The sequence below is a fragment of the Infirmifilum sp. genome, from assembly GCF_049970975.1.
Classification (GTDB): Archaea; Thermoproteota; Thermoprotei; order Thermofilales; family Thermofilaceae; genus Thermofilum; species Thermofilum uzonense.
This window is the reverse complement of sequence record NZ_JBMFLX010000072.1, coordinates 1-6,750: the sequence shown is the minus strand read 5'-3', so window position 1 is coordinate 6,750 and position 6,750 is coordinate 1. Positions and strand designations below refer to the sequence as shown.

The following is a 6,750-nucleotide window of genomic DNA, read 5'->3' as shown; positions in this document are numbered from 1 at the left end:
GAAGCCTACACCCCAATATGCCAAGGCATCATAGACCTCACCAAGAAGAAAAAGATACAACCACCAGGCGAGAAACATAACCCTCAAGAAGAGCAACCCCGGGAGCCCGCCCCTAGTGGCGCAGGGTAGCATTTGTGTTGACTCACGGCAAAAAATTAATTTGTCAAAACTCCTAGCTTTGTTTACGAAAGGCATGTCCTCTCTTGATGGTATTGCTTACAGCTTGTTCGGCTGGGCCGGCGAGGCAATTATACGGCTTTACCCACCGCTCAAGGACGACATAGCCTCAGCCGACATGAAGGTATATCCACCTGCGTATGCTGCGAGGGTTGTCATGTTGACTCTGATAGCCCTTGCACTGGGCTTTGCCTTCGACGCTCCTCTTGTCATGATAATGAGTCGTCTAGGCGCGGGGCTCTTACAGATAGTCTCCCTTTCAATTCTCGCTCCGATAATTCTGGCATCTTTGACGTTTATTCTTGCTCTTTTCTATCCTAGGTTAAAAGTGTCGTCCCGTGTATCTAGGTTTGACCTGGAGATACCCTACCTATCCGTATACATAACAGTTATGGCTACTGGTGGAATCTCTCCCTATACAAGCTTTGAACGCCTCGCAAAGGCACCCAAGGTATTGTTCCAGGAAATCAGGAAGGAGGCTACACGCTTCTTCATAAGCGTAAAGGCTATTGGTATGGATCCGCTTTCCGCCATAGAGGAGAGCGCCAAAAGAGTCCCTCACAATGGCTACAAGCAGCTCATGCTAGGCTATGCAGCAACGTTGAGAGCTGGAGGGGACGTTGTACACTATCTCCAGAGACAGACGGAAGTCATGCTACGTGAACGAGTATCACAAGTAAAGACCGTTGGAGAGAGAATAGGTGCACTGATGGAATCATACATGGCAATTGTTTTGCTCACATCGATGACTTTATATGTGCTTTACGTCGTGAACATGGCTCTAGCACAGGCGGGTCTCGGGCTCCAGCAGGGTGCGTTCCAGTTCGTGATAGTATCTTACATAGTGATGCCCATGCTTTCAGGGCTCTTCATTTACTTGGCTGACCTTATGCAACCAAAGTACCCCGTCTACGATAGCACCCCATACATAATATACTTCGCACTAGGGCTTCCACTAACAATATTTCTTTTCATTGCAACAACACTACCCTTCCTCGTGCCTCCACCACTCTCCACAGCACTGCGCACGGTATTCTATCCGTTTGTCACACTTGTAGAGTCAATTACAAAGGCCCTGGGAATGCAGCGTGGATATGAGAGCGGCGTCGGCATGATTATCTCCACAAGCATAGGCCTGATTCCACCCATGATAGCCGAAAACTATTCTACCCTAAAGTTCGGGGGCATACAGTACGGCTTAACCCGGTTCTTGAGAGACCTCGTAGAGGTGAGGAAGACAGGCATGGCTCCCGAAAAATGCATCACGAACCTCAAGGATCGAGACTACGGTCGATTCACTCCATATCTTCAAGAAATGGCTACACAGGTTGGATGGGGTGTATCCCTCGGCAAGATCTTTCAAAGGTTTTCACGTGGTATGAAAAACTGGTTCGCGTTAATCTCCATGTTCCTCCTCGTTGAGAGTATCGAGGTGGGGGGTGGGACGCCACAGACACTGGAGGCCCTCGCGAGTTACGCCGAGACACTTGAACAGGTAGAGAAGGAGAAGAAGGCTGCTCTGAGGCCTTTAATGCTGATGCCCTACGTGGGTGCCCTCATCATAACAATCGTCGTTTTGATCCTGGTTAGTTTCATGGGCTCTATGCTTAAGTTTGCCGGGCAAAGCATCTCCACCGAGCAGTTGACTAGTACATTCCTCCCACCAGTTATAATTAACAGTTACATGATGGGTTTAGCAGCGGGTAAGATTGGTTCCGAGAGAGTTTCAGCCGGCTTCCTGCACGCGTTTTTACTCATGTTGGCAAACCTTGTCTCAATGATAATAGCTCCGCAGATAACAGCGGGTATGATGCCAAGGTTATAGAACGGGAAACAGATGTCAATACTAATCACGGGCACCCCTGGAGTGGGTAAAACAACTGTTGCACACCAACTCGCCTCGAAGCTTGGCTTAAAATATCTTAACCTCGGAGACATCGTTAAAGATAAAGGACTCTATACTCAATACGATGCGCGTACAGACTCTTATATCGTGGATTTGAAAAAAACACGCCGTTATCTTGAGCAGATTCTGACGTGTAAGGAGATCTTGGACACTCACCTTGTAGAGGCTGTACCTCCTAAAAAAATTTCTAAAGCTATTGTGCTAAGGCTAGACCCTCTTGTACTACGTGACCGGCTAAAAGAGAGGGGGTATGTTTATGAAAAGATTGAAGAAAACCTGGAGGCAGAAATTCTAGATTACGTGCTTATTAAAGCTGTGAAGAGGATTCAAAGAGATAGATTATATGAAGTAGACACTACGGGAAAAACTATAGGTGAAATTGTTGAAATTATTACGAAAATTATCCAAGAAAACAGTAAGGAATACCGTCCTGGATCAGTTGATTGGCTAACAAAATACTATTTTCTCATTGAGAAGAAAGGGGGAATTATTTAAATTTGAAATTCATTACACCTTAATGTAGAAAAATGGCTGGCAAAACTCGTGGGGTGAGAGGAGGAGGCGTAGGACGCCACCTCATAGTAGAAATGTTCGAGTGCGACCCTACGGTACTTGACAGTGTAGACATTGTTCGCTCTGCCCTCATAGACGCTGCAGTTGCTTCAAACAGCACTGTAGTGAGCTATGACTTCTACCGGTTCAAGCCTCATGGAGTTAGCGGATATGTATTGGTAGCTGAATCTCACATATCAATTCATACCTGGCCTGAGTATGGCTACGCAGCGATAGACGTTTTCACATGTGGAGAGCATACCGATCCCTGGAAGGGGCTTGACATGCTAAGGGACCGGTTACGGGCTAAAAAGATGACTGTCCTAGAGATTGTCCGTGGCGTAGGAATTGAAAACTACGAAGGCTACTGGATTCCACCCGAGAAGAAGAAGGCCGAGGCCCTTGTCACCTCAAAATAATTCTTCTTTACTTTCCTTATTATCTTTTCACAGCTTAGCCGTCTAGAATCCTGCGCAACGAAAGTTTTTAAATACTGGAAATCAATTAACCAGGGGTCTTCATGCGAAAATCGAAGGAAAAAGGCCGCTCGGGCTCAAAGAGACCGCATGAGTTGAAGAAGCCAGAATGGGTTACAATGCGTAAAGAAGAAGTCGAAGAACTTGTAGTTTCCCTTTACAGGAAAGGCTACCCCCCTTCGATGATTGGACTTATTCTCCGCGACCAGTATGGTATCCCATTGGTTAAAGCTGTAACCGGTAAGAGTATTTTGAAAATTTTGAGAGAAAGAGGGTTTACACCTGAGATACCTGAAGATCTGATGAACCTCATAAAGAGAGCATTGCGAATAAGAAGACACCTAGAGGAACACCCAAAGGATTATCATTCAAAGAGGGGCCTGCAGCTAACTGAGAGTAAAATCCACAGATTGTCCAAGTACTATAAACGTGAAGGAGTGTTACCTCCCGACTGGAAGTACGAGCCAGAGAAAATGGCCCTGTACACGTAAAGGTTTTAGGGTTAGATCTGCCCGATTCATTAAGGAAGCTTTATGATGGCTGGTATACAGGACCTTCTCTCGCATGCTTTGCCCTTCTTTGAAGGTATAAAACGAGAAAAAAGCCCTGTGCTCGTTGTCTCACATTATGATGCCGACGGCCTGTCCTCAGCATCCATCCTTTCGTGGATGCTTACAAGACTCGATGTCCCCTTCCAGCTAGTCTTTGTGGAACAAACATATCCTGATACTCTAGAGGAGCTCCCCTTCTCTAACTACAAACACGTTATTTTCCTCGACCTTGGGAGCGGATACAAAGACTTTATAAAAATGTTCGCGAGTAACAAGCAAGTATTAATAGTTGACCACCACGTCCCTGCAAAAAGTGATGGCTGGGAAGGCCTAATCGAGATAAATCCTTACCTAGTAGGTGTTGATGCCTCAACTCAAACAAGTTCATCCTCCCTGTCTTACAGTATTGTATCGCGGGTGTTGGGAGACTCAGTTAGTCTCCTCCCGGTGGCCGTTGCAGGGGCTTTGGGGGACAGGCTCGATGTTGGTGAGAAATTCTCACTTACAGGTTTAAACAAGGAAATTGTCGAGAAGGGAAAAAAGCTAGGAGTAATAGAGGAGTTTGTTTCACTCAGGCTTTTCGGCATCAAGAAGAAAACCATAGTTGAAGCCATAGCTTCCACCCTGGATCCATTTATACCGGGGTTAAGCGGGAATCCCTCAGCATGTATAAAGTTTCTTGAGTCGATAGGTATCCAGCCTCGAAGTGGCGACAGCGCGCGATTAGCGTCTTCTCTATCCCAGGAAGAGATAAAACTCTTGGCTTCTGAGCTTATAAAATACATGATTAGTAACGGCGTAAACGTAAAGGAAGCCGAAAAAATCTTTGGATATAACTATTATCTTGTTCCAGAGCCTGACGCTAGCCCATTAAAAGATCTTCGAGAATATGCTTTTGTTCTAAACGCGCTAGGCCGGCTTGACCACTATGGAACAGCCATGGCGCTCAACCTTGGCTTCAGGGGGAAATACATAGTTAGGGTCGAGGAAAGCATAAAGGAATATAGGAGACTTCTTGCTAAGCAGCTATCCAGGATCTTCGAGAAAGGTGAAGAAATAGCACGACATGGTAAACAGTGTGTAATCTATTTTCTCGATGAAAATCTCCCAAAACTTACGGGTCCCTTGAGCTCAATTATCGCAAATGATTTTTCTCAGAAATTCAAGGCGTCGCATATTAAAATTATTGGAATAGCTGCACCGACAACCGGGGAAAAGTACAAGATCTCCTTTAGAAGGATTGATGAATCTATAGACCTAGGAAATATTTTACAAAAACTGTCTCGAGAACTTGGATTCATGGGTGGTGGCCATCCAGCAGCTGGAGGAGCACTTATCGATGAAAAAATATTGGATAAATTACTCGAAAAAATATAGTAGGGTTGAGAGTCTTGATAAGGGAAATTTCTATAAAAATTGAGCTCCCCGGATCAAGAGAGTTCCATGAAGCCCTCAGTGTCGATGATTACAGTACCCGTGAAGTGTCCTTATCCTCTGACTGGAAAGAAGAAAGAGTACTCTACACTATAAGACTTAGACCTGAAAGATTAGGCGAGGCGAAAGGTATAATCAACGAGATACTCAGATTATTACAAATGTTAGAGCTTCTCGAGAAGTAGAACTCGTCTCGAAGCGGGCCCGCCGGGATTCGAACCCGGGACCTACGGCTATCTCCAAGCAATTCTCACCGGAGTGCGGCGCTAGTAGAGCGTGGCCGCCACGCTTCCTGGCTACGCCACGGGCCCCGCTTTCCAAAACAGGGAATTACCAGAAAAATGTTTTGCAACTAGTATAATGATTCAATTTGACGTTAGGCTACCAGTAACGATAGATTACGATGTTAGCTAAAATTTTTTTAACCAGTGATTCGCTAGTATATTGGTGAAAATTATGAGTGAGCAGATTGCTGAGGGAAAAATCGACCACATTGACAAAAAAATCCTAGAGATTATGCAGGACAACGCTAAAACGCCTTATTCCCAGATTGCAAGCCAGCTTGGAATATCTGAGGCTACAGTTCATCTACGGATCCGAAAGCTGGTTAATGCTGGCATAATTAAGAGATTCCAGGCTGTTGTGGATCCTGAAAAGGTGGGTAAGAGAGTAACCGCGATAATAGCTGTTGTAGCTATACCTCAAAAGTACAGTCAAGTATTGAAACAACTTGAGAAAATGCCTGAGGTCTACGAAATATTTGACGTTACGGGAGAATACTCCACCATCCTGAAGGTTAGAGTTAAAAACAAGGAGGAGCTTGCAAAGCTTATCGACGAGATTGGAAACATTGATGGTGTTGAAAATACGAAAACCATGTACGTGTTGAGAGTCATTAAGGAGGATACAAGGATCAAGATTGAGTAACCTGTTATACGAAAAAGCTTTTTCTATAAGTACCATTATCACTGTGTGGCAGAGGACGTAAAGAAAGCCATGAATAGCATAGCTGAGTTCATAATTAAAGCATCTCAACAAATAGACAATGAAACCACGACGCGTTTCCTAAAGATACTCACCTCCGCCCTCGCAAATAAAAACAAGATACTCGTACTCGGCGCAGGGCGTAGCGGGCTTGTCGCGAAGGCCTTCGCTATGAGGTTAATGCATCTCGGATTTGACGTTTATGTGGTTGGGGAGACAATTACTCCCTCTGTTCACGAAAACGATGTTTTGATAGCTGTTTCAGGCTCCGGGAGTACACAGATAGTTCTCTCTGTAGCATCGGCCGCAAAGAGGGCTAAGGCTACTGTAGTAGCAGTCACCTCGTTCGAAGACTCGCCCTTGGGCAAGATGAGTGATTTTATCGTAAAAATCCCTGGAAGAACAAAGGTCGCTACAGAGACAGACTACTTTGCAAGACAAGTCATGGGTCTCTACGAGCCGTTGGCCCCTCTAGGGACACTATTCGAAGATACCGTTATGATATTCTTTGACGGCGTAGTATATGCTCTTATGAATCTCCTAGGCATTGCAGAGGAAGACATGAAGAAGAGGCATGCCAATATAGAGGGTATATAATAGAAAATCTATTTGACCTATTGTTGTTAACTAAAAAAGGTAATGCTTCTTAAAGGCTAGGAAAGATTTCTAG

8 protein-coding genes and 1 tRNA gene are annotated in these 6,750 nt (G+C 45.0%); 8 read left to right on the top strand and 1 reads right to left on the bottom strand.

Features of this window, described 5'->3' with window-relative positions; translation table 11 throughout:
• Positions 1 to 193: 193 nt before the first annotated feature.
• From ACP5KC_RS08045 to ACP5KC_RS08020, 6 genes are all read left to right on the top strand, one after another.
• The gene (locus ACP5KC_RS08045; protein ID WP_273434372.1) at positions 194 to 2,002 is read left to right on the top strand and encodes a type II secretion system F family protein; all 1,809 of its coding nucleotides are present in this window, start codon (positions 194 to 196) and stop codon (positions 2,000 to 2,002) included.
• A 12-nt stretch (positions 2,003 to 2,014) separates the two neighbouring features.
• A complete protein-coding gene (locus tag ACP5KC_RS08040) occupies positions 2,015 to 2,578 on the top strand; it encodes an adenylate kinase family protein (protein WP_052884520.1) in 564 nt (187 codons plus the stop codon).
• Positions 2,579 to 2,610: 32 nt separating this feature from the next.
• Positions 2,611 to 3,054, top strand: coding sequence for an adenosylmethionine decarboxylase (gene speD, locus ACP5KC_RS08035; protein WP_052884521.1), 444 nt, complete (start codon positions 2,611 to 2,613; stop codon positions 3,052 to 3,054).
• Positions 3,055 to 3,155: 101 nt separating this feature from the next.
• Complete coding sequence (locus ACP5KC_RS08030; RefSeq protein ID WP_052884522.1) at positions 3,156 to 3,602, top strand: 30S ribosomal protein S15; 447 nt, start codon at positions 3,156 to 3,158, stop codon at positions 3,600 to 3,602.
• A gap of 45 nt (positions 3,603 to 3,647) precedes the next feature.
• On the top strand, positions 3,648 to 5,039 hold the full coding sequence (locus tag ACP5KC_RS08025) for a single-stranded-DNA-specific exonuclease RecJ (RefSeq protein ID WP_273434375.1): 1,392 nt from the start codon (positions 3,648 to 3,650) through the stop codon (positions 5,037 to 5,039).
• Between the two features lie 14 nt (positions 5,040 to 5,053).
• Positions 5,054 to 5,281, top strand: a complete 228-nt coding sequence (locus ACP5KC_RS08020; RefSeq protein ID WP_191118499.1) for a hypothetical protein — start codon at positions 5,054 to 5,056, stop codon at positions 5,279 to 5,281.
• A 14-nt stretch (positions 5,282 to 5,295) separates the two neighbouring features.
• On the opposite strand, the gene ACP5KC_RS08015 is transcribed toward ACP5KC_RS08020, so the two are convergent.
• Positions 5,296 to 5,407 (bottom strand) — tRNA-Arg (locus tag ACP5KC_RS08015).
• Between the two features lie 145 nt (positions 5,408 to 5,552).
• Between ACP5KC_RS08015 and ACP5KC_RS08010 the strand changes: the two genes are divergently transcribed.
• Both ACP5KC_RS08010 and hxlB read left to right on the top strand, forming a co-directional pair.
• Complete coding sequence (locus ACP5KC_RS08010; RefSeq protein ID WP_052884934.1) at positions 5,553 to 6,023, top strand: Lrp/AsnC family transcriptional regulator; 471 nt, start codon at positions 5,553 to 5,555, stop codon at positions 6,021 to 6,023.
• Between the two features lie 45 nt (positions 6,024 to 6,068).
• Positions 6,069 to 6,677 (top strand): 6-phospho-3-hexuloisomerase, encoded by a 609-nt coding sequence (hxlB, locus tag ACP5KC_RS08005; RefSeq protein ID WP_236944858.1) that lies wholly within the window; start codon positions 6,069 to 6,071, stop codon positions 6,675 to 6,677.
• Positions 6,678 to 6,750: the final 73 nt, after the last annotated feature.

What these genes read in the sequence shown, in the direction of transcription:
- ACP5KC_RS08045 (WP_273434372.1), top strand. Translation starts at nt 194, where the DNA reads ATGTCCTCTCTTGATGGTATTGCTTACAGCTTGTTCGGCTGGGCCGGC.
- ACP5KC_RS08040 (WP_052884520.1), top strand. Translation starts at nt 2,015, where the DNA reads ATGTCAATACTAATCACGGGCACCCCTGGAGTGGGTAAAACAACTGTT.
- speD (WP_052884521.1), top strand. Translation starts at nt 2,611, where the DNA reads ATGGCTGGCAAAACTCGTGGGGTGAGAGGAGGAGGCGTAGGACGCCAC.
- ACP5KC_RS08030 (WP_052884522.1), top strand. Translation starts at nt 3,156, where the DNA reads ATGCGAAAATCGAAGGAAAAAGGCCGCTCGGGCTCAAAGAGACCGCAT.
- ACP5KC_RS08025 (WP_273434375.1), top strand. Translation starts at nt 3,648, where the DNA reads ATGGCTGGTATACAGGACCTTCTCTCGCATGCTTTGCCCTTCTTTGAA.
- ACP5KC_RS08010 (WP_052884934.1), top strand. Translation starts at nt 5,553, where the DNA reads ATGAGTGAGCAGATTGCTGAGGGAAAAATCGACCACATTGACAAAAAA.